At 63.2% G+C, this 19,740-nt stretch carries 22 protein-coding genes; 7 read left to right on the forward strand and 15 right to left on the reverse strand.

Annotated features, from left to right (window positions below; all coding sequences use genetic code 11):
• Positions 1 to 169 precede the first annotated feature (169 nt).
• Positions 170 to 1,438, reverse strand: a complete 1,269-nt coding sequence (locus FR699_RS05700; RefSeq protein WP_154551366.1) for a DNA double-strand break repair nuclease NurA — start codon at positions 1,436 to 1,438, stop codon at positions 170 to 172.
• Between the two features lie 168 nt (positions 1,439 to 1,606).
• On the opposite strand from FR699_RS05700, the gene gpmI reads away from it, so the two are divergent.
• Both gpmI and FR699_RS05710 read left to right on the forward strand, forming a co-directional pair.
• Positions 1,607 to 3,175: a 2,3-bisphosphoglycerate-independent phosphoglycerate mutase gene (gene gpmI / locus FR699_RS05705; protein ID WP_154551365.1), complete on the forward strand. Its 1,569-nt coding sequence runs from the start codon at positions 1,607 to 1,609 to the stop codon at positions 3,173 to 3,175.
• A gap of 315 nt (positions 3,176 to 3,490) precedes the next feature.
• The gene (locus FR699_RS05710; protein WP_195837650.1) at positions 3,491 to 4,297 is read left to right on the forward strand and encodes a M48 family metalloprotease; all 807 of its coding nucleotides are present in this window, start codon (positions 3,491 to 3,493) and stop codon (positions 4,295 to 4,297) included.
• 17 nt (positions 4,298 to 4,314) lie between these two features.
• Here FR699_RS05710 and FR699_RS05715 read toward each other — a convergent pair whose 3' ends face one another.
• The 3 genes from FR699_RS05715 to FR699_RS05725 form a co-directional block, all read right to left on the reverse strand.
• A complete protein-coding gene (locus FR699_RS05715) occupies positions 4,315 to 4,779 on the reverse strand; it encodes a hypothetical protein (RefSeq protein WP_158854663.1) in 465 nt (154 codons plus the stop codon).
• A gap of 21 nt (positions 4,780 to 4,800) precedes the next feature.
• Positions 4,801 to 5,115 carry a YbjQ family protein gene (locus FR699_RS05720; protein ID WP_154551362.1) on the reverse strand — a complete coding sequence of 105 codons (315 nt, stop codon included), beginning with the start codon at positions 5,113 to 5,115 and terminating at the stop codon, positions 4,801 to 4,803.
• Positions 5,116 to 5,185: 70 nt separating this feature from the next.
• Positions 5,186 to 6,109 carry a sulfite exporter TauE/SafE family protein gene (locus tag FR699_RS05725; RefSeq protein ID WP_158854665.1) on the reverse strand — a complete coding sequence of 308 codons (924 nt, stop codon included), beginning with the start codon at positions 6,107 to 6,109 and terminating at the stop codon, positions 5,186 to 5,188.
• Positions 6,110 to 6,357: 248 nt separating this feature from the next.
• Here FR699_RS05725 and FR699_RS05730 point away from each other — a divergent pair, with 248 nt between their 5' ends.
• Positions 6,358 to 6,561, forward strand: coding sequence for a hypothetical protein (locus FR699_RS05730; RefSeq protein ID WP_158854667.1), 204 nt, complete (start codon positions 6,358 to 6,360; stop codon positions 6,559 to 6,561).
• Here FR699_RS05730 and nadC read toward each other — a convergent pair.
• Genes nadC through nadA form a run of 3 tightly spaced genes read right to left on the reverse strand, consistent with a single transcriptional unit; the run spans position 6,558 to position 10,011 of the window.
• Positions 6,558 to 7,382 (reverse strand): carboxylating nicotinate-nucleotide diphosphorylase, encoded by an 825-nt coding sequence (nadC, locus tag FR699_RS05735; RefSeq protein WP_158854669.1) that lies wholly within the window; start codon positions 7,380 to 7,382, stop codon positions 6,558 to 6,560. The two genes, FR699_RS05730 and nadC, sit on opposite strands and share 4 nt — an antisense overlap.
• A 5-nt stretch (positions 7,383 to 7,387) precedes the next feature.
• Positions 7,388 to 8,890, reverse strand: coding sequence for an L-aspartate oxidase (locus tag FR699_RS05740; protein WP_154551358.1), 1,503 nt, complete (start codon positions 8,888 to 8,890; stop codon positions 7,388 to 7,390).
• A 2-nt stretch (positions 8,891 to 8,892) separates the two neighbouring features.
• Positions 8,893 to 10,011, reverse strand: a complete 1,119-nt coding sequence (nadA, locus tag FR699_RS05745; protein WP_195837617.1) for a quinolinate synthase NadA — start codon at positions 10,009 to 10,011, stop codon at positions 8,893 to 8,895.
• A gap of 327 nt (positions 10,012 to 10,338) precedes the next feature.
• Between nadA and dpsA the strand changes: the two genes are divergently transcribed.
• Positions 10,339 to 10,887, forward strand: a complete 549-nt coding sequence (dpsA, locus tag FR699_RS05750) for a DNA starvation/stationary phase protection protein DpsA (RefSeq protein ID WP_154551356.1) — start codon at positions 10,339 to 10,341, stop codon at positions 10,885 to 10,887.
• 33 nt (positions 10,888 to 10,920) lie between these two features.
• On the opposite strand, the gene truA is transcribed toward dpsA, so the two are convergent.
• Positions 10,921 to 11,730 carry a tRNA pseudouridine(38-40) synthase TruA gene (gene truA, locus FR699_RS05755; protein WP_158854671.1) on the reverse strand — a complete coding sequence of 270 codons (810 nt, stop codon included), beginning with the start codon at positions 11,728 to 11,730 and terminating at the stop codon, positions 10,921 to 10,923.
• 80 nt (positions 11,731 to 11,810) lie between these two features.
• Here truA and FR699_RS05760 point away from each other — a divergent pair, with 80 nt between their 5' ends.
• On the forward strand, positions 11,811 to 12,446 hold the full coding sequence (locus tag FR699_RS05760; RefSeq protein WP_158854673.1) for an HAD family hydrolase: 636 nt from the start codon (positions 11,811 to 11,813) through the stop codon (positions 12,444 to 12,446).
• A 69-nt stretch (positions 12,447 to 12,515) separates the two neighbouring features.
• Here the strand turns inward: FR699_RS05760 and FR699_RS05765 are convergent, their stop codons facing one another.
• The 4 genes from FR699_RS05765 to FR699_RS05780 form a co-directional block, all read right to left on the reverse strand.
• Positions 12,516 to 13,109, reverse strand: a complete 594-nt coding sequence (locus FR699_RS05765) for an asparagine synthase-related protein (protein ID WP_158854675.1) — start codon at positions 13,107 to 13,109, stop codon at positions 12,516 to 12,518.
• Entirely contained in the window at positions 13,109 to 13,465 is a 357-nt protein-coding gene (locus FR699_RS05770) for a DNA-binding protein (protein WP_154551352.1), read from the reverse strand. Before FR699_RS05770 ends, FR699_RS05765 begins: the two co-directional genes overlap by 1 nt.
• Positions 13,466 to 13,542: 77 nt before the next feature.
• Positions 13,543 to 14,004 carry a 30S ribosomal protein S19e gene (locus FR699_RS05775; protein ID WP_154551351.1) on the reverse strand — a complete coding sequence of 154 codons (462 nt, stop codon included), beginning with the start codon at positions 14,002 to 14,004 and terminating at the stop codon, positions 13,543 to 13,545.
• Between the two features lie 74 nt (positions 14,005 to 14,078).
• The gene (locus tag FR699_RS05780; protein ID WP_154551350.1) at positions 14,079 to 15,107 is read right to left on the reverse strand and encodes a flippase-like domain-containing protein; all 1,029 of its coding nucleotides are present in this window, start codon (positions 15,105 to 15,107) and stop codon (positions 14,079 to 14,081) included.
• A 128-nt stretch (positions 15,108 to 15,235) separates the two neighbouring features.
• Here FR699_RS05780 and thiL point away from each other — a divergent pair, with 128 nt between their 5' ends.
• A complete protein-coding gene (gene thiL / locus FR699_RS05785; protein WP_154551349.1) occupies positions 15,236 to 16,117 on the forward strand; it encodes a thiamine-phosphate kinase in 882 nt (293 codons plus the stop codon).
• 42 nt (positions 16,118 to 16,159) lie between these two features.
• Here the strand turns inward: thiL and FR699_RS05790 are convergent, their stop codons facing one another.
• The 3 genes from FR699_RS05790 to FR699_RS05800 all read right to left on the reverse strand — a co-directional run bounded on the left by FR699_RS05790 (position 16,160) and on the right by FR699_RS05800 (position 18,691).
• Positions 16,160 to 17,092, reverse strand: coding sequence for an LTA synthase family protein (locus tag FR699_RS05790; protein WP_233263375.1), 933 nt, complete (start codon positions 17,090 to 17,092; stop codon positions 16,160 to 16,162).
• 54 nt (positions 17,093 to 17,146) lie between these two features.
• On the reverse strand, positions 17,147 to 18,295 hold the full coding sequence (locus FR699_RS05795) for a site-2 protease family protein (RefSeq protein WP_158854677.1): 1,149 nt from the start codon (positions 18,293 to 18,295) through the stop codon (positions 17,147 to 17,149).
• 135 nt (positions 18,296 to 18,430) lie between these two features.
• Entirely contained in the window at positions 18,431 to 18,691 is a 261-nt protein-coding gene (locus FR699_RS05800; RefSeq protein ID WP_154551347.1) for a hypothetical protein, read from the reverse strand.
• A gap of 341 nt (positions 18,692 to 19,032) precedes the next feature.
• Here FR699_RS05800 and pyrH point away from each other — a divergent pair, with 341 nt between their 5' ends.
• Positions 19,033 to 19,725, forward strand: coding sequence for a UMP kinase (gene pyrH / locus FR699_RS05805; protein ID WP_154551346.1), 693 nt, complete (start codon positions 19,033 to 19,035; stop codon positions 19,723 to 19,725).
• Positions 19,726 to 19,740 lie beyond the last annotated feature (15 nt).

Here is a 19,740-nt window from a genome sequence, read left to right on the forward strand (position 1 = left end):
GTCAGCAACAATCTATAAATATATTGGAGGGTTGACGCCGGAAATCCATCTCCCGTTCTGGCGTGCTAGGAAACACACCGATCGGCAGACAGCGCCAGTGAACGACAGTGTGGGCAAGTCGATCGAATCGGCGTCCGTCTGTCGAGGAGGGACGACCCGACGATCTGACTCAGGATTCGGTGACGGGGCCGTCAGTCTCGTAGTCGGCCCCCCAGCGACGGTCGTTGTAGGATCGCTGGCGGTCGACCTCGAACTCCTGGCCGATGCGGTCGCGCAACTGCTGTTTGCCCGTCACACCGATCCTGGCGAGTTCGTCGGCTTTCGCGACCGCCAGCGGTGGCCCGCGTTCGGCGGCTACGTCCGCGACGATCTGTCTGGCCAGTCGCTCCCGACGGTCAGGATCGCGCGTCACGGCGTACGGTGCTTCGACGCGATAGACCAGTTCATCGCGAGGATCGAACAGGGCGAAAAAGGTCACTTCGTAGGCTTCTGGATCGAGATGGCGGTCGATCCCGAGTGCGTTGCCAGCCGTCGAAAGCGGCCGGTCGGTCCCGACCCGAGAGTGAAACCAATTGGTGTAGGTGATCGCGTCGGTCCGGAGGTCGCCAGCTTCGGTCCGTGAGAGGACGTGTTCGAAGAAGGCGTTGTCGTTCGCCCAGGGCGCAGTCGCCTGCTCTCGAATTGCCCGAATCAAGCCGTTCGCGGCGCTGTTCTTGACGAATCCCACCAGCGGTACGTCCCGCTCGACGAACTGTTCGACCAATCGCACGTAGTTTTCGACGACGTCTCGCGGTCGTTTGTCCCCTTCGAGGAGGTCGGCGAGTTCGGGGTGGCGGTCGGCCCACGCAAGGAGGCCTGTCGGGTAGATCGGTCCGTCGAGGATCAGTAGATCCTCGACCTCGCTTGCGTGTTCGAGGGCGTGGTGACTCTCGGCGAGGTACAGCGCCAAGGCGTGAACGACGGTCTGGGCATAGCGGTCGACACGCGGGACTTCGAGTAGGCGAGTGTGTGTATAGCCTTCGTCGTCTTGTTCCCATGCATCCTGGCCCAGGGACTGGCGCTGGTCGTTGGTGTGGGCGCTGACGACGACTGTCCGCTCACGGTGGAGATCGAGCGCCGAGGGCACGCCGGCCATCGCGGCCTGGGCGACGTCCAAGACGAGTCCGTTTTTGAACGTCGTCGGGTTGATCGTCCCCGAGTCCAGTCCGTGTTGGGTGTCGAACGGTCGCTCGGCTAGGGCCACGTCGGGGAGTGGCGCTGCCCGGCGACACTGCTCGTCGAGTGGTTCGACGACTGGATCGCCGTCCCGATACAGCGGGTCCAGAAATTCAGTCCAGGCCGTCTCGGCGAGGTCCTGGTGGTCGGCATCTTCGACGCGATCGCCGAGCCGACCGGCCAGGCGCGCGATCCCCTCGACGTGCACTGGGTCCAACGTCATGGCCCCGTATTTGGTGTACGCGCTCAAAAATCAGTCGGGGCTCCGAACAGCCCCCAAAGGAGATTATATCCTGAATTATAATGCGTTATCGATGGACACACGTGCTGGCGAGGCAGGATTTACCGGTAAATATCAAAAGGTATTACGCTCGGGATCCACCCCTCGGGTATGGACGCTGGACTAGTTATCCTCGACGGCTGGGGTCTCAACGACGACGAAGACGCCCGCGACGCGGTCAAAGCCGCGGACACACCGAACTTCGACGAATACTGGGAGAGTGGGTCGCACAACCGCCTGGACGCGTCGGGCCGGCGGGTCGGCTTGCCGGAGGGCCAGATGGGCAACAGCGAGGTCGGCCACCTCAACATCGGTGGCGGCCGCGTCGTCAAGCAAGATACCACCCGCATCACCGACGACATCGAGGACGGCACGTTCTTCGAAAACGAGAACCTGCTGGCGGCGATGGACTATGCAAAGGACAACGACGGGCAGGTCCACTTCATGGGCCTGGTCAGCGACGGCGGCGTCCACTCACGCCAGACGCACCTCCACGCGCTGATCGAGATGGCCGCCGACAACGACGTCGAAGCCGTCACCCACGCCTTCATGGACGGTCGAGACACGTCCCCGACTGGCGGCGCAGACTACCTGCGAGAACTGGGCGACGTCATCGCCGAAAACGGCACCGGCGACGTCGCGACCGTGACGGGCCGGTATCACGCGATGGACCGCGACCAGAACTGGGAGCGCACGAAGAAGGCCTACGACGCCATCGTTCACCGTGAGGCCGAGTTCTCCGCGCCTGATCCCGTCACGGCCACCGAGGAGTCCTACGACCGGGAGACGACCGACGAGTTCATCGAGCCGACACTGATCGAGGACGGTGCGGCCCTCGAAGACGGCGACGCGGTCATCTTCTTCAACTTCCGGTCGGACCGGGCGCGTCAACTCACGCGGATGCTCAACTCGATCGATCCGGACTGGGAGTTCGACACGTCGCCACCCGAGACCCACTACGTGACGATGACGCAGTACGACGAAACCTTCGACATCCCAGTGGCCTACCCGCCCAACCAGCCCGAGAACACGCTGGGGGAGGTCGTCTCCGAGGCAGGCGGCACACAGCTTCGCCTCGCCGAGTCCGAAAAGTACCCCCACGTCACCTACTTCCTCAACGGCGGCCGCGAGGTCAAATTCGACGGGGAACTCCGCGAGATCGTCGAGAGTCCGGACGTGCCGACCTACGACGAACAGCCCGAGATGAGCGCCGAAGGTGTGACCGACACTGCAATCGAGTACATCGAGAGCGGGTCCCAAAGCGACCCGGAACAGTCGAGCGGCGACCAGCCGCGAGACAGCGACGACCCCGATCTGCTGGTGCTCAACTACGCCAACCCGGACATGGTCGGCCACACCGGCGACTTCGAGGCAGCCGTCGCAGCCGTCGAGGCCGTCGACGAACAACTCGGGCGACTCGTCGAGACGGCCCAGCAAGCGGGTGCCGACCTGCTCCTCACCGCAGATCACGGCAACGCCGACGACCTCGGCACGGTCGAGGACCCTCACACGGCCCACACGCTCAACGAGGTCCCGATCGTCTATCTGACGAGCGAGGGCGACGAGGGCGGTCACTCGGTCCGCTCGGGCGGTTCGCTGTGTGATATCGCACCGACGCTGCTGGAACTGCTGGCCATCGAGCAGCCGGCCGAAATGACTGGCGAGTCGCTGCTGGAGTAGCCGACACCGTTTTCTCGCCATCAACACGTTTCAGACGGCCGATAGACGGAGACGCACCGGACGTGTGGGTTTTCGGCCTCGATCCGGAATCACACAGTCGTCCAGCCCAGTCGGGCTGACCCGTCGGAATGCCCGTCCGCTGGACAGGGCCGAATTGGTCTTCTCGCTGTCAGAACCAGCAGCGTCCAGTAACAGAGCCGGTATCTCTCCCTCTGCGTGGCCGTCTTGCGGATTCGTGGTGTCGATGCCAGGAAGTTTATGAGCGTTCAGCGCCGACACACCGGTGACATGAGACATCCAGGCCTGAAACTCAGGATGGCCGTCGTGGGGTCCATCCTGTTTGGCTTCTATGCACTGGTGGCGTTGCTCGCGTACGTCGCCTTCGGCGGCGGGACGACGATACTGGGGTTGATCCTACTCGGTAGCGTCCTCTTCATCGGCGTCCAGTACAAGATCGGGAAGTGGGCCGCTCTCCGGAGCGTCGGTGCCGAGGACATGCCCGAAGACGATCCGCGCTTCCGGGAGATCCACCGCTCGATCGAGCGGATGAGCGACCGGATGGGCATCGATAAGCCCCGCGTGATGGTCGCCGAGATGGGCGTGCCAAACGCCTTCGCCGTCGGCCGAAAGAAAGCCGGCGTCGTGGTCGTCTCTTCGGAACTCATCCACATGCTCGACCACGAGGAACTGGAAGGCGTCCTCGCACACGAACTGGCCCACATCCGCAATCGCGACGTGGTGATGATGGTCGTCGGCCAGGGGATCGCCTCGATCGTCGCCCTCGTCGCCCAGTTCGCCGTCCTCTTTGCCGGGGACAACGACTTCGGCGACTTCATCATGGCGATGGTCGTCGGGAACATCGTCCAGTTCATCGTCTCGATTTTCGTCATGGCGATCTCGCGATACCGCGAGTACGTTGCCGACAGTGACGCCTCCGAAATCACGGGCGGCGAACCGCTCGCCCGCGCCTTAGAGAAGATCAATTCGGCCGATCACACACAGAGCCGGATCGACGAGCAGGCAAGCGCCCTCTGTATCAAGGGCGAGGAGCGCAGCCTGTTGTCGAAGATCTTCTCGACGCACCCGCCGACCGAAGAGCGTATCCGGCGCTTGCGGGCCTGATTTTCCAGACCGGTCGATTATTCGAGGCGAAGTGGTCCGTCGTCCGCCTCGTCGTTTGCTTCCAACAGCCAGGCGAAGACGGGCACGTACGCGAGCCAGGCCAGCAGGTAGCCTCCGCCGACGAGGACGCTTTGCGCGCCAAAGCCGCCGTAGATGCCGTCGATCGTCCCGAGCAGCGCCACGACGATCGCCAAAAGCGTAATCCCGGGGCGGTCGAGCCAGTCGTAGGCAACCCCCAGCAGCGAGCCCAGGACGTAACAGAAGGCATACCGGCCGGCCGCGACGAGGGCGACGTTGCCCCAGAACAGGACCCAGACTGGCACGTCGAAGTCACTCTCCAGGCCGGCAAGCACTATCCGCACTGCTCGATAGAACCCCTCCTGGTGGGTTAGCATGACGGCGACCGTGAGAACGACCGTCAGCGCGCCGACGAAGCGACCGGCGACCACGCCGACACTGCCTGGATCAGTCCGCTCGACCATTCGCCGTGTGGAGAGCCAGTCCTACTTGAGTGTGACCGCGGTGCCGTAGGCGATGACCTCCGAGCCGCCGTTGGCGATTTCGGAACTCTCTAAGCGGACGTTGACCACGGCGTCGGCACCCATCGAGCGCGCGTCCTCGGCCATGCGTTCCATGGCCTCGTCGCGGGCGTCGGTCAGCAACTCCGAATAGGCCTTCAACTCCCCGCCAGTGATGTTGCGGATACTCTGGGTGATGTCCCGCCCGACGTTGCGGGCTTTGACGGTATTGCCGCGTGCGATACCGAGCGATTCGTCGATCTCTTCGCCTGGGACCGTTTCTGTGTTGACGAACTCCATATCTCGGCCTCTACCGGCTTCCTACTAAAACCAGGAGCCGGACTTCACGTGGCGAAGCCCCCCCCCCCGCCTACAGAAACAGCGCCGGAATCGTCTGCCGGAAGATGTTCAGCGATATCACAAAGAGGAGCGCGACCACGAACCAGTTGAACCGCCGCTCGTCGATCTCCAGTCGCCGGAGGTAGGTACCGACGAACAGCCCAACCAGCGTCACGACGGCGATGACCGAGCCCAGCCACAGCCGGTAGGGCGTCATGAGGTCGGTGAACAGCGCCATCTGGACGATCCGGACGGTGAAGATCGCGCCCAGGACCATCGAGAGGCCACCGATGTAGCGCTCGGTATCGCGCTCGAAGGTGTGGAAGTAGGCGGGCAGGAGCGGCCCGAGGTTCGCAATTGCAAGCAGGAACCCTTCCAGTGCACCGGCGATACTCATTGCCACGGGGTGGTGGGCTTTCTCGACGGTCACGAAGCCCTGTCCGAGCTGGAAGAGGACGTATCCGAAGACGACGAGGCCGATCAGGAACGGCACCAGCGGACCGGTCTCGACCGCATCGAGGACGGCAACCCCGACGACCGCACCAGCGATCGCCAGGACGAGCAACAGCCATTCCTCACGGATGAATGCCATCCCAGTGTCGGTCTCGCCGACCTGGAACATGTTGAGCATCCAGGGCGGGATCGCGAGGACGACCACTGCCAGCGTCGGGTCGATAACGGTAGCGAAGATTGGGGTCGCGACCAGTGCGTACCCGAAGCCGATCATACCCTTGATCGCGCCGGCCAGGATCGCGACGCCGACGAAGACAACCAAGATCGTCGCCGAGACATCCGATTGGAGGCCGCTGGTCATCTCCCCGAAACCGGGGAAGAAGACGATCGAGCCGGCAATCACCGATAGCGTCGCCAGCGCCATGGTCACCTCCCGGTACCGGAAGGCCCGGAGGCCCTCGAGGAACTGACCCGGATCGACGTGGGACTCGCTGGAAGACACCTGAATCTGCTCTAAAGAGTCGGACGCATCCAGTCCAGTTGGGGGTTGAGACGCCGGTAAGACCCGCACTGACGCTGGTTAGATACATTTGACGAAATCTGCCACAAACCGTCGCATTCGAACCCCTCTGGCTGACTCTCGTGGTGCCGCCCTGTCATAGCTTCCGGGCCATGTTGCTGTGTGTTCGCTCCCGAGCGGGAATCGTCGATTCGGGGACGTTTTGTCACTGGCCGTCAAACTCACTGGCAATGACTGACGACGAGCCCGACGTCCCGATCGTCTGCGAGGAGTGTGAGACCACTGCCGAGATCCCGCTGTCTGACCTGGCTGACCAACTCGAGGCGCACAACGAGCGAATGCACGACGGCGAGCCGGTTGCCGAGGTCGATCCCGACGTGGCCGATCAGCTTGCAGACCTCATCGCCGACGAACTCGGCCTACTCGAGGGTTAATCTCCATCCGTCCGGAAGGAGAGATCGAGCGCGTCAGCGGAGTGGGTTAGCGACCCCATCGAGATCACGTCCACGCCAGCCGCCGCGTACGCCGGGACCGTCTCGATCGTGATCCCGCCGCTGGCCTCCGTGAGCACGTCGCCGTGTTTGTCTTCGGCGAGAAGCCCGACGGCTCGTTCACACTCCTGGGGAGACATATTGTCCAGCAGCACGATGTCCGCCCCAGCCCCGGCGGCTCGGGGCACGTCCGCGGGCGATTCGACCTCTGCTTCGATCTGGGTGGCAAAGGAAGCTTGCTCGCGGACGTGTTCGACAGCACCCACCAGTCCCATCTCGGCGACGTGGTTGTCCTTGACCATCGCCATCTGAGAGAGGTCCAGGCGGTGGGTGTCACCGCCGCCCGCGGCGACTGCACGCTTCTCGATCCCGCGCAGCCCCGGCGTCGTCTTCCGGGTGCCAGCGATCGAGACGTCGCCATTCACTTCTTGTACCTGCTCGACTGCTTGGCGGGTTTTCGTCGCGATCCCCGAGGCGTGGGCCGCGACGTTGACCGCAGAGCGCTCGCCGCGTAACACGTCCCGCGTCGGTCCCGAGACCGACAACAGGACGTCCCCTGGCTCGATCGCCGTTCCGTCCTCGACAGCAGACTCGACCGGACAGTCCAGATACTCGAAGACCGCACTCGCGGCGTCGATTCCGGCCGCGACACCCGCCTCTTTGGCGACGAGACGCCCCGCTGTCTCGCCCGGCAGGTGGTTCGTCACGTCGTGGTGGCCAACGTCTTCGCGCAGCCAGGTCTCGATCGTCGAATCGGTGAGCACGGGTCTCACTCCGCGAGCGGGGCGTCGGGTTCGACTAGATTGTGCGTCCCGACGCTCTCGTCGTTTTCGGCCGCAGCCCGAGCCACCAACAGCGCGACGACGCTGGCGTTGCGGAGTTCGTACAGAGACCGCGACGTACGCGTGCGAGTGTAAGAATCGACTTCGCCCTTGAGTCGCCGGAGCACGGATAGCGCCCCATCCAGTTCCGCCGGATCGCGCTCGATGCCGACGGCTTCGTCCATGACCCGACGAAGCCGGGTGAACTTCTCGCGGGCGAACGAGTCGGGGAGAGACGGATCGCGGTCGTCCAGGTCTGGCACGTCCATCGGCGCCGGGGCACGACCGGAGGCTGCTGTCCCGGCCCGCAGGCCCCAGACGAGCCCTTCCAGCAGGCTCGTACTCGCGAGGCGATTGGCTCCGTGGACGCCGGTGTGGGCACACTCACCGGCGGCGTACAGTCGATCGAGAGAGGTTCGCCCCCGGTCGTCGACAGCGACCCCGCCACACAGGAAGTGCTGGGCTGGCTGGACTGGGATACCCGATTTCCAGTCGATGTCGCGTCGTTCACACTGCTCGACTAGATCGGGGAACCGACTCTCGAAGTCGACGGGCGAGACGTCGAGGAGGACTTCGCCGCTCAACCGACGTTCCCGTTTGACTGCCCGTGCAACCACGTCGCGTGGAGCGAGTTCGGCAGCCTCGTCGTAGGCCGGCATGAAGCGCTCGCCGTAGCCGTTCCGGAGGACTGCGCCCTCGCCCCGGACCGCCTCGCTGATCAGCAGCGTCTCGCCATCCTCGACGTAGACGGTGGGATGGAACTGGACAAACTCCATGTCTTTGATGTCCGCACCGGCCAGTGCCGCCATCGCGATTCCGTCACCAGTCGATCCGGCCGGGTTGGTCGAGGCGGGGTAGAGGTCACCGATGCCGCCAGTCGCCAGCACGGTCGCGCCAGCGAAGACCGGCCAGACCTCACCATCGGATTCGAGGGACGCACCGCGGACCTCGCCCTCGTGGGTGATGAGGTCCAGCGCGGCCGTGTCGTCGAGCACGCGGATGTCGGGGTGGTCGTCGACGAACGCGAGGAAGCGTTCGAGGACGTAGGATCCAGTCGAGGCGTCGACGTGGAGGATGCGATCCTCGTCGTGGGCGGCCTCGCGGCCGAAGTCGAACGCTTCCTCGGTACTCTCTGCAGTGTCGAAAGGCACCTCGAGGGTCTCGACGAGGACGTCACGAACGGCATCGTTCGCGTTCTCGACGAGGACGTCCGCTGCGTCGGGATCGGCGGTACCTGCGGAGGCGTCGATGATGTCCTGTTTGAACTGTTCGGGATCGTCCCGAGAGATCGCGATGCCACCCTGTGCCCACCACGTCGAGGCGTCTTCCGGGCGACGGGCTTTCGTCGCAAGCGTGACGTCGGCGTCTTTCCGGGCCGCCGACAGCGCGGCCGCACACCCTGCGATGCCACCGCCGACGATCAGGACCGCAGTTGTCTGTTGATCTGTCATAGTTATAGCTCCAGCATCCGGTCGAGTGCGGTTTCTGCGCGATCGGCCGTCGCCGGATCGACGTCGATGACGTTCTGCTCGCGGCCCTCGACTAACTCTTCGAGCACCCACAGCAGGTAGTTGGGATCGATCTGGCGCATGGCGTTGCAGTCCATACAGGCGTCGCCACACAGTGGGACGACTTCCACGTCGGGGTGCCAGCGATCGAGGTGGTTGGCGAGGTGAATCTCGGTCCCGATGGCCCACGTCTCGCCGGGATCGGCGTTCTCGACGGCGCGGGTGATGTCTGCCGTCGAGCCGACCCGATCGGCGGCCTCGACGACCTCGCGGGGGCACTCAGGGTGGACGATCACGTTCGCGTCGGGGTGGTCCTCCCGGACGCCTGCGATGTGCTCGGCACGGAAGCGCTCGTGCACCTGGCAGTACCCCTCCCAGAGGATCACGTCGTTTTCGCGGATCGCCTCGCTATCAGTGTCGTCGGCCCACGGGTCCCACACGAGCACGTCGTCTTCGCGACCGAGGTCGTAGGCCGTGTTCGTCCCGAGGTGCTTATCGGGCAGGAAGAGGACTTTCTCGCCGCGCTCGAAGGCCCATTCGAAGGCCTCAGCCGCATTCGAGGAGGTACAGACCAGCCCGCCGTGCTCGGCACAGAAGGCCTTCAGATCGGCGTAGGAATTCATGTAACAGATCGGGATGACCTCCTCGTCTGTCGCGGCCGTGAGTTTCGCCCACGCCGAGTCGACCTGAAGGGCCTCGGCCATCCCGGCCATCGGACAGGACGCCTCCATGCTCGGGAGGATCACCTGCTGGTCGTCGTCGGTGATGATATCCGCCGACTCGGCCATGAACGTCACGCCGCCAAAGAGCACGTACTCGGCGTCGGACTGTGCGGCCTCCGTGCTCAACTGGTAGGAGTCGCCGATGAAGTCGGCGTGCTCGACGATTTCCTGGCGCTGATAGTTGTGGCCCAGGATTACCACGTCCTCGCCCAGTTCTGAGAGTGCCGATTCGATCCGACGCTCCCGTTGGTCCGCATCGAGGTCTCGGTACGCCGGCGGCAACTGTGAGAGATTGTCGTATTTGAATAGGCTGAGGTCCGTATCGATGTCAGCTGTTTGCATGTCGGGCACAATGGATCACCGTGTGTAGTTTGGTCCTATTGTACCAGGTATTGAAAAACATTTGTGTTCAAAATACCCATTCGAGATAGATACCACACATGAATTGCCGGAAGTAGTGGGTTTGATTTATCACTACACCGAGCGCCGGGCGGCATTCCCTCCTCGGCATTTTGGGGCTGGTACCGGCGGAACGTGACAGAGAACCGTCCGGTAGTACGAGGCGTCCAAACGTTGGAACAGCAATAGACAAACGAATATTTTTGAGATGGAAAAGATATTTTTCGAACGGGAAATCTTTAAGTGGATGGCGCTAGAACGGCTGTATGTATGAGTAGTCACAAACGCGTACTCAAGCAGGAAGGCGAAGTCGAAGGCTCCGAAGGACTCCGGATGGATGCAGAGCGCGCCGAAGAGATCGTCGAGGCACTCAACACGGACCTGGCGGCCACGTACGTCCTCTATCACCAACTGCGCAAGCACCACTGGAACGTCGAGGGTGCCGAGTTCCGAGACCTCCACTTGTTCTTGGGCGAAGCCGCAGAGAACGCCGAGGCGTTCGCCGACGAACTCGCAGAGCGCGTCCAGGCACTCGGTGGCGTTCCCCACGCCAGTGGCGCAACCCTGGAGGCCAAAGCGCCGGTCGAACCCGAAGACGAGGACGTCTACGACATCCGGACGTCCTTAGAGAACGACCTGGAGATGTACGGCGACATCATCGAGACGCTCCGGGAGCACGTCGAACTGTTCGACAGTCTCGGCGACCCGACCAGCGCCGAGATCATCCGCGAGAACATCGTCCACGTCGAAGACGACGCCCACCACATCGAGCACTACCTCGAAGGCGACACGCTGGTGACGCCCGACGCGATGGAGTAACGACGGAACAGTTTTTCGCGCTTTTCGGGACGCTCAGTCGTCGATACCGTCGGCGATCGCGCTCCCGACCCGGGCGTTCGTTCGATGGTCGATCGCTCGCCCGTCGAAGACATCACGGGCGCTTTCGACAGCGTCTGGATCGCGTTCGAACGCGATGTCCGGATAGATGACGTCCGTCAGGACGAGTGGTTCCGGCGGTGCCGGGGCGACGCCATCTGGGCCATCGAGGGGATCAGAGTCGAGCAGGTGTTCGATCCGCTCGCGTCCAGCTACCCCCCTCGCCACCACCTTAAGAACGGTGAGGAGCCGCCGGACGAACTGTCGGGGAAATCCGTCCGAACGGACTGCAACGACCAGGAAGTCCCCGTCACGCTCGACGTCACCGGTGAGGTCCCGAACCGTGCCCGTCGCGTCCGGGGTGAAGTTGTGGAAGTCGTGTTCGCCGGACAGCGCCGACAGTGCTCCCTTGGCGCGTGACAGCGACGCCGACGGCGCGTGGAGATGGTACGTGTACTCCCGCTCGACAGCGTCGTGGGTCGCGTGGAAGTCGGCAGGCACGTCGGCGCTCGCCCAGGCGCGGACGGCCGCCGGGAGTTCGCTATTGAGTGCGGCGGGCGAGAGCCACGCCGGCCCCTCGATCGTCACAGTCTGGGCCAGCGCCGAGACGCCGGCGTCGGTCCGACCGGCGGCAGCGTACCAGTCGGGGACAGTCTCGTCGATCACGTCCAGGGATCGGAGCGCGTCGAGGATCGCATCCGAGACGGTCGCCACCTCCGGCTGGCGCTGGAAGCCGTGAAACGAGCGGCCGTCGTAGGCGATCCGGAAGGCGCGTCTCGCGGTCACGGACTGGATTCGACCGTCCCTGGCTTTGGGCTTTCGCCTGTCCGGTGGGCTTTTCGCCGTCACGGCCGGAGGCCCCGACGATGAACGTCGGCTTCGACCTCGACGGCGTCTTACTCGATTCGGCGGCTGACCTCTCGTGGCTGGATCGTGGGCTCGACAATGCGCTCGCGGAACTGGCAGTCGAGCAGAACGAAGCCAACCGCCGCAGCCTCTATCCCGACGCTTTGGCGGATCTCGAATCCGTCGCCGACGAGTTCGGCGTCGAGCCGGACCGGCTCTGGCAGGTCCGCACTCGCAACTACACTGAGGCGAAAGTCGAGGCGATCAGAACTGGCGAGATCTGCCCCTACGCTGATATAGACGCCCTCGATCGAGTAACGGACGAAACGCTGTTCTGCGTGAGCAACTCGCCACAGGCCGTCGTCGACGCCTTTCTCGAAACGACTGACTTGGCCGGCGAGTTCGTCGTCACCGTCGGCCGTGGCCACTCACGGGCAGCACTGGACCATCTCAAACCCGACACCGCGATGTTCGAACCCGTCGCCGACGCGCTCGGGGACGGCGAGTACGTCTACGTCGGCGATCGTGACAGCGATCGCGAGTTCGCCGCTCGGACCGGTATGGGCTACGTCCACCTCGATCGTCGTGAGCGAACACTCGACGATGCTGTCGATACGATCGCGGCCGGCGACTGGGCGATCCCTGGGGGCGACTGACGCGGGTAATCGTGGTTCTCGTCGCTGTCGATGCAGACGACGAGAGCCGTCGTCGCAGTATTCGGCGAGTTACGTTCGGCGACCCCGGACGACGGACTGGGTGTGTTCCGGAAAGACCTCAGCGACGGCGCTGTTGCCGTGTTCGCTTGCCAGTAGCGTCCGGAGTTCGTGTTCGTAATCGCCTTTGGCCAGCGAGTCGCTTGGCCCCTGTTCGATTGCCAGCCGCTCGGCCGCGAGAGTATCGATGGCGCTCCGTCCGTAGCCAGCGAGGGGCACAACGTACTCGACGTCGTGACGGTCTTCGAGACTCTGGGCAAACGGTCGCGATACCGTCGGCGCGCGGTCGTCACGTCGGGTCCCGTCGCCGATGGCGTCGTACCCAGCCGCGGCCACCGCTTCGAGAGTCGCTTCGTGGACCTGCTGGATACCGTTGCGTGGATAGCCGTCCTCGACCATGCGTTCGACCGCTTGTTGAGCGATGGCTCGCTCGAGGCCCACCGTCTCGTGGTCGAACCCGAGGGTATTGGCAGCCTCACGGGCGTGTGCGGTCGCGTCAGTGAGGCCAAACGAGGCCGTCACGAGCGTCACATCGAAGAAGGGGTCTGCGAGCAACGCGGCCAGGGCCGAATCCTTGCCCCCGCTGAAACACAGCGCCAGGTCCATTACCGACGTTTGATGTCGAAACTCTTCGAATCGGGCGTCATCTCTTCTAGCAACTGGCGCATCTTCTCGTCGTCGATCTTGCCCTGGATCCGCCCGCTCTGGGCGATCGCGACGATCTGGCTCTCGACTTGCTCGGCGACCTGGGGTTTCGACATTTTCAGCGTGTTGAGGCGCTTTCGCGCGTCGTCGGTCAGGTGTTTGCGGAGGACTGCTTTCTTCTGGGCCTCGGCGCGCTGTTGGGCAGCTTCGCGGCCGCCGCCGTCACCACCCTGTTGTTGCTCTTTTTGCTCACGTAGCTGTTCCATTCGCTCCTCTCGGAGTCGTTCCATTTCGTCGTCGGATGGCTCGCCACTCATGGTGCTCGAACGTTGTCGGGTCTCGGGCAAAACGATTACGCTACTGCGAGAAGAATCGACTCGATCGGCGACGGTAATCAGGCGTACCGTTCGAGTGCGGGATCGTCGAGGTCTTCGAGGACATCCTCGGCGATCTCGTCGAGCAGCGCACGACCGTCGGCGGTGATTCGTCGCCCTTCACCCTCAGCAGTCAGGACGTAGCCCGCGTCCTCGAGCTGCTGAAGAGCCGTTCGAACGATATTTCGGCTGCCATCAGCCTGCTGGCTCGGTCGGACCTGATAGCGGTTCGATCCCTGTTTGGTGCCACCGTAGGCGGTCGCGAGCGTGCCGACGCCGACAGGCCCGTCGACGGCCACCTTCCGCAGGAGGCTGCCAGCGCGGCGCTCCCAAAAGTCGTCCTGTTCGGGGGCCAGTTCGCGGCCCGTGCCGGTCGTGGTGTACTCGAGCCACTCGGGGGCTTCGATTGGGTCTGCTGCCTGTAGCTCCTCGGCAACGGCCTCGATGAGGTCTTCGGCCGGAACGTCGTAGAGTGTCGCCATTACCGTCTTCTTCCCCGTGGCGTCATTTAAGCGCATCGTCTCGCGGAGCGACGGTTGCCACGAACACTGTCGAGTCAGTCTGACTGTCGCCGCCGGGCGCCCAGAACCGCAGCAGAACTCCCACCGACGAGCAACGGTAGCCAGTAGGTCGCCACTCGATAGATCACGACGCCGGCAGCGGCCACGGACGCGGCGACGCTCGTCGTCGAGATCGTGAGTCCGATAAACGCCGCTTCGATCCCACCAAGCCCACCCGGCAACGGTGTGACGGCTGCGATACTTCCGACGGGGACGACGACCAGCGCAGCGACGAACGGGACGGTGTAGCCGATCGCCAGCAGCGACAGCCACAACGCGACCGACAACGACAGCCAGCCGATCAGAGAGAACAACGAGGCCAACAGAAGTGCTCGTCGACTCGTCGCCACACGATCGATCGACGAGAAGAACCCCTCGATACTCGCCTCAATATCGGCTTTCGTAGGCGGTTCGAATATCGGGATTGCGGCCCCAACTCGTCGAATGAGCGGCGTGAATGCACGCACGACGACACGTTCGATTTTCTGCCGATACAACCACCCGAGCAGGACGCCAACGAGGAAGACACTGCCAAGCAATGCCACAGCGAATCCGGCGAAATACATGTTCTGCGTTAGTGCCACCGACTGCACGACGGTCGCGCCTAGCCCGACGGTTGCGAGACCGATCGACGGCACGAAGTGTAAGGTGTCGACGCTGGCGATCGCTGCCAGTCCGGTCTCGTAGTCGCTGTCGGCGGCTTCGGAAATGAGCAGTGCCGCGATCGGTTCCCCACCTGCCTGCCCGAACGGTGTGATCGCGTTCGTGAACATCGACGCGCTGAACGCAAGCACCGCCGTCGGTCGGCCGACAGGTGCGCCGATCGCTCCGAGGACGGTATGCATCGACAGCCCCCAGCAGATCATCCAGCACGCCGAAAACGCGACGACACCAATCAGGGCGTAGGGGTCCGAGCGCCCGAGTATTGCAGTCATCTCTCCGATCCCGACGACCCAGAACAGGATTGCCAGCACGATACCGGCACCTGCGAACCCGGCGATCGTCGTCTGGCGATCGGCCTCCATGTCCGTGTCCCTGGGTCACCGTCGGCTTGAACCCACCGAAACCCGCAGCGCTGTTGGCGTGTGGCAAGCGCCACGTTCGTCTCACCCGTCATCGTCGGGTGTTAATACCACCGAACCGAACCGCAGGTATGGACGAGCGGACCGCCCTGTCGGTACTGGCCGACCGGCTCGGGCCCGTCGGTGACGACGCAGCAGTCGTCGACGATCTGGTTGTAACTATCGACATGCTCCACGAGTCGACTGATTTTCCCGCCGGCACGACACGGTATACGGCCGGGTGGCGGGCTGTCGGCGCGTCACTGTCGGATATTGCGGCGATGGGGGCCGATCCGGTCGCCGCGGTCGCCGTCTACGCCGCCCCGTCTCTGCAAAACGAGGAATTGCTCGCCTTCGTCGATGGCGCACGCGACGTCTGTGAGGCGGTTGGTGGCGAATACGTCGGCGGCGATCTCGACGAACACCCGGAGTTCTCGGCGGCAACGGCTGCGGTCGGACGGACGGACACACCCGTTTTGCGGTCGGGCGCACAAGCCGGTGACGTCGTCTGTGTGACCGGGACACTCGGCCGGACGGCCGGCGCACTCGCGTTGTTCGCCGACGGAGAAGCCGATCGCGGCAACGATCTCTTCCAGTTTGTGCCCCGAGTTGCTGCTGGTCGTGTTCTCGGTCAGTACGCAACGGCGATGATGGATTCCAGCGACGGGCTCGCCCGCTCGCTGCATCAACTCGCCGAAGCGAGCGACGTCGGGATCGCTATCGACTCGCCGTTGCCGATCGACGATGTGGTCGAAGAGGTGGCGGCCGACGAGACAGAGCGTCAGGAACTGGGCGTGTTCTTCGGTGAAGATTTCGAACTCGTCTGTGCGATCGAGCCGGAAGAGGTCGCTGCGGCCCGCGAAGCCTCGCCAGTTCGGCTGACGCCGATCGGTCACGTCACGGCGGACAAGAGTGTGACACTCGCAGGTGACTCGCTGCCCGACCGTGGCTACACGCACGGGGAGGCCGAGTGAACGCCTCTCGGTACAGCCACTCTGAGAGGGTCGTCTCCTCGGTCAGACGTAGCCGAGGGTGCGTAATCGTTCCTGTGTGCGCCCGGAGTCCGTTTCAGCGGCGCTCGTCGTCGATGCGGTGATGTCACGCCGAGATTCGAAAGGCAACTCGACCCACGGAACGGCCGTCAGCTCCGGGTCGGGGATTCCTGGTGGGTGCCCGTACAGCCGGACTGGGAGTGGGGAAACGCGTTTTCCATAGAGGTTGCCGTGGTCGCTGGTGACAACTGACTTCCCATCGAGGGTATCGACTAATCGTTCGACGGCCGGCAACGCGACTTCTAGATTCTCCGCGTAGGCGTCCCTGACCAGTTCGATGTCAGCCTCGCCAGCGTCGAGTCGCTCCCAGACAGACGGATACGTACGGTTCCGATGCCCGTTCAGAAACGAGCCCTGTGAGTGTAAGTTCTCTCCTGTGGGCCCGATGAACGGAAAGTGGGGTTGCATGTAGTGGACCACCAATCGCTTCTTCGGGAACCGATCGGCGAGTTCGAGTGCGCGGTCGGTCATCTTCTCGGGCAAGACGGTCCGCTCACTTTCGTCCCAGTCGTCTTGCCAGACGTGCTCGACGTGGGCGAATTCACCCCCGAGCTGGGCTACCTGCGGGCTCGCAGTCACGTAGACCGTATCCGGATGGCTGTCGGCGAAGTTGCGGCGCAAGAAATCGCCGGTATGACTCGCGTTGGAGTGGACTCGTTTGGCCTCGCGTTCGAACGGGTTGTGCTCGTCGAAGATGTCGTAGCGACACGCGTCTAAGACGACCAGCGAATCCCAGTCCCGATCGACGAACGAGATTGCGTCGATCTCGTTACGGACGAACGGTCTCACAAAACGGGTTTTGGCCTCCCGTTTGAGGACACTCCAGGTAGAGAACTCTTCGGGGAACCACCGGACGAACGACAGAAACGGCTCTGGGAGGGACAGCACAATGATCACTGATTCGTAATTTGGCACCCAGTGAAAAGCCTTCGTTGTTCGGTCGCAATTTTCTCAAGCGAGGACTATTTCGACCGGTACTGGCATGAAACAAAGTGCCCCGAGGCCAACGGTCACTGCAGCCAGTCCCCATCGCCAGGGGCCGATCGGCGCTTCGTCGAGGGGGGTTGCCGAGCCTGCCCGAACCATGACGAACGCGATCACGCCCCAGATCACCCACAGTACAACCGAGTGTGTGTAGTCCGTCAGGAAGTACAGGCCGGCGGCAAGCGAGAGGAGCAGCCCTGGAATGGCTGCCGCGACAGTCTCGTGGCGGCTACCGAGCGCGGCACGAAGAATGTGTCCGCCATCGAGTTGGCCAACGGGGATCAGATTCAGGAACGTCACGAACATGCCGACCCAGCCACCGAAGACGACTGGGTTGACGGCTTTGGTCGGGTCGCTGGCATAGTCAGTCGGCTGCCCGACCAGATCAGCCAAGAGGTCCATCAGGAGTGGGTCGTTGAACCGGATGTAGCCGCCTCCCTCCCCGGCTGCCTGGGCAACTGATCCCGGGACGGTGATTGGATCCAGTTGTAATCCGATAACTGTCACGACGATCGTCGCGATCAAGCCGGCCAGCGGGCCGGCAATGCCGATGTCGAACAGTGCCTTGCGAGTTGGAATGCGCCCTCGCATTCGAATGATGGCACCCATCGTCCCGATCGGTGGCGGCACCGGGATGAAGTACGGCAGACTAGCATCGACGCTGTAGTACCGGCTGACGACGTAGTGGCCGAGTTCGTGGGTCGCAAGGACGCCAAGGACGGCCGCGGTAAAGGGCCAGGCCTCGACGATCGCCAGTGGATCGTTCGCCAGATCGATGTGATACCACCACGTGCCCGCGTACAGCGTCGTGACCACTGTGAGCACGAACATGATGACGTTCCCCCAGGGAATGCCATCGACACCGACCGATTTCGGCTCAGCGACGATAGCGTAGGGGGCTGGTGCACCCTGACGGTCGTTGCGTCGCTCGACAGTGATCTCGTAGCCACGACGGGCAAACAGCGGGGCGAGTTCCTCGCCGAGCTCTCGCGGAGAGACCAGGGGCTCGCCGATGTACCGGACCGTCTCCCCCTCGCGTTCGACTCGATAGGCATGGAAGGCTGACGCAAGGGCACCAACAGCAGGTGGATCGTCGGACGACTCCTCGGCAGACATCAGTATGTGGATAAGGGATTTCGCACGTAAAACACCGACGCCCGACTGGGCCAAAACGGCACACGAGCACCGCCCGGCGGGAGGACCATGCGGGCGGTCGTGGTGGACAGACCGGACGTAGTTGTGGTGGACGTATCAGGCTGGTTCGACGCGCCAGGTGGTGGCGCTCGTGTACGACCACTTCTCGACGGAGAGGTCACTCGCCGACTCGCGCAATTTCACCATGAGTGCCCCGATCTCCTTTGGTGAGAGATTGACCTCGTCAGCGATGAACTTGCTCTTGAAGTACATCTCTCCGTCGGCGGCTTTCTGCTTGAGGAACGAGCGGAGTCGCTCTTCTTTGTTTGCTGTTGCGGTCTCGTCGCGTTCCCCGGAGGGCTGGGTTTCTGCGCTCATGTGAGTCACCTCACCCATCAGTATTGCATGGAGGAGTATATATAGGGGAGAAGCTTCGGGTTGGTTCGGGACGTTTTAGGCACCGACGTCGTGAACTGGTACCTTTTAGGACGTTTTTAGATCCGATAAGATTTTTCATAAGAGTGTCTTAGAGATTGTTTCTTAGTAGTATATTGAGAATATATTCGCCGTAGACCAGATGCAAACCGTCGAAATCACGGGTATACTACCACATTCGGCGTGAGAGAGTGACGCTCTGGGCCATCGAGTGGTCGGTTCACACGGGCCGTAGACGCACTGCTTGACAACCCTTAAGAGTGAATCGAAGCTACGGCGACCCAATGAAGATAGTCGTCTCGATCGGTGGGAGCGTACTCGCGCCCGATCTGAACGAAGCGCGCGTGGCCGAACACGCAGAGGCCTTGACCGAACTGGCAGCTGCTGGCCACGAGGTTGGCGCTGTCACTGGTGGCGGCAGCGTCGCCAGAGACTACATCGGGACAGCGCGGGCACTCGACGCCAACGAGATGGAACTCGATCATATCGGGATCGCCGCGACACGGCTAAACGCCAGGCTGTTGATCGCCGCACTGGGCGATCGAGCGGCCCCCGAACCGATCGAAAGCTACGAAGCTGGTCGTGAGGCCCTTCGACGGGGCGACCTGCCAGTATTGGGCGGCATGGTCGCCGGCCAGACGACTGACGCCGTGGGCGCGGCTTTCGCCGAGTACGTCAATGCCGATCTGCTCGTCTATGCGACGAGTGTGCCTGGCGTGTTCAGTGCCGATCCGGACGTCGATCCCGACGCCGCAAAGTTCGACGAGCTGTCTGTCGGCAAGCTGGTCGATGTGATCGCCGATATCGAGATGAACGCCGGGAGCAACGCACCCGTCGATCTGCTGGCTGCCAAGCTCATCCAACGGTCCGGCATCAGGGCCATTGTCCTCGATGGCAGCGAGCCCCAGCGGATCGTCAACGCCGTCCTGGACGACGCCCACGAGGGGACAGAGATCGTTCCGGACCACGACGCCTAGTGTATGCAATGTACC

The organism is Halorhabdus sp. CUG00001, assembly GCF_009797925.1.
In the GTDB taxonomy this organism is placed as follows: Archaea; Halobacteriota; Halobacteria; order Halobacteriales; family Haloarculaceae; genus Halorhabdus.

Excerpts from the sequence above, each read along its gene's own strand:
- FR699_RS05700 (WP_154551366.1), bottom strand. The coding sequence starts at position 1,438 with ATGACGTTGGACCCAGTGCACGTCGAGGGGATCGCGCGCCTGGCCGGT.
- gpmI (WP_154551365.1), top strand. The coding sequence starts at position 1,607 with ATGGACGCTGGACTAGTTATCCTCGACGGCTGGGGTCTCAACGACGAC.
- FR699_RS05710 (WP_195837650.1), top strand. The coding sequence starts at position 3,491 with ATGGCCGTCGTGGGGTCCATCCTGTTTGGCTTCTATGCACTGGTGGCG.
- FR699_RS05715 (WP_158854663.1), bottom strand. The coding sequence starts at position 4,779 with ATGGTCGAGCGGACTGATCCAGGCAGTGTCGGCGTGGTCGCCGGTCGC.
- FR699_RS05720 (WP_154551362.1), bottom strand. The coding sequence starts at position 5,115 with ATGGAGTTCGTCAACACAGAAACGGTCCCAGGCGAAGAGATCGACGAA.
- FR699_RS05730 (WP_158854667.1), top strand. The coding sequence starts at position 6,358 with ATGACTGACGACGAGCCCGACGTCCCGATCGTCTGCGAGGAGTGTGAG.
- FR699_RS05740 (WP_154551358.1), bottom strand. The coding sequence starts at position 8,890 with ATGACAGATCAACAGACAACTGCGGTCCTGATCGTCGGCGGTGGCATC.
- nadA (WP_195837617.1), bottom strand. The coding sequence starts at position 10,011 with ATGCAAACAGCTGACATCGATACGGACCTCAGCCTATTCAAATACGAC.
- dpsA (WP_154551356.1), top strand. The coding sequence starts at position 10,339 with ATGAGTAGTCACAAACGCGTACTCAAGCAGGAAGGCGAAGTCGAAGGC.
- FR699_RS05760 (WP_158854673.1), top strand. The coding sequence starts at position 11,811 with ATGAACGTCGGCTTCGACCTCGACGGCGTCTTACTCGATTCGGCGGCT.
- FR699_RS05765 (WP_158854675.1), bottom strand. The coding sequence starts at position 13,109 with ATGGACCTGGCGCTGTGTTTCAGCGGGGGCAAGGATTCGGCCCTGGCC.
- FR699_RS05770 (WP_154551352.1), bottom strand. The coding sequence starts at position 13,465 with ATGAGTGGCGAGCCATCCGACGACGAAATGGAACGACTCCGAGAGGAG.
- FR699_RS05775 (WP_154551351.1), bottom strand. The coding sequence starts at position 14,004 with ATGGCGACACTCTACGACGTTCCGGCCGAAGACCTCATCGAGGCCGTT.
- FR699_RS05780 (WP_154551350.1), bottom strand. The coding sequence starts at position 15,107 with ATGGAGGCCGATCGCCAGACGACGATCGCCGGGTTCGCAGGTGCCGGT.
- thiL (WP_154551349.1), top strand. The coding sequence starts at position 15,236 with ATGGACGAGCGGACCGCCCTGTCGGTACTGGCCGACCGGCTCGGGCCC.
- FR699_RS05795 (WP_158854677.1), bottom strand. The coding sequence starts at position 18,295 with ATGTCTGCCGAGGAGTCGTCCGACGATCCACCTGCTGTTGGTGCCCTT.
- FR699_RS05800 (WP_154551347.1), bottom strand. The coding sequence starts at position 18,691 with ATGAGCGCAGAAACCCAGCCCTCCGGGGAACGCGACGAGACCGCAACA.
- pyrH (WP_154551346.1), top strand. The coding sequence starts at position 19,033 with ATGAAGATAGTCGTCTCGATCGGTGGGAGCGTACTCGCGCCCGATCTG.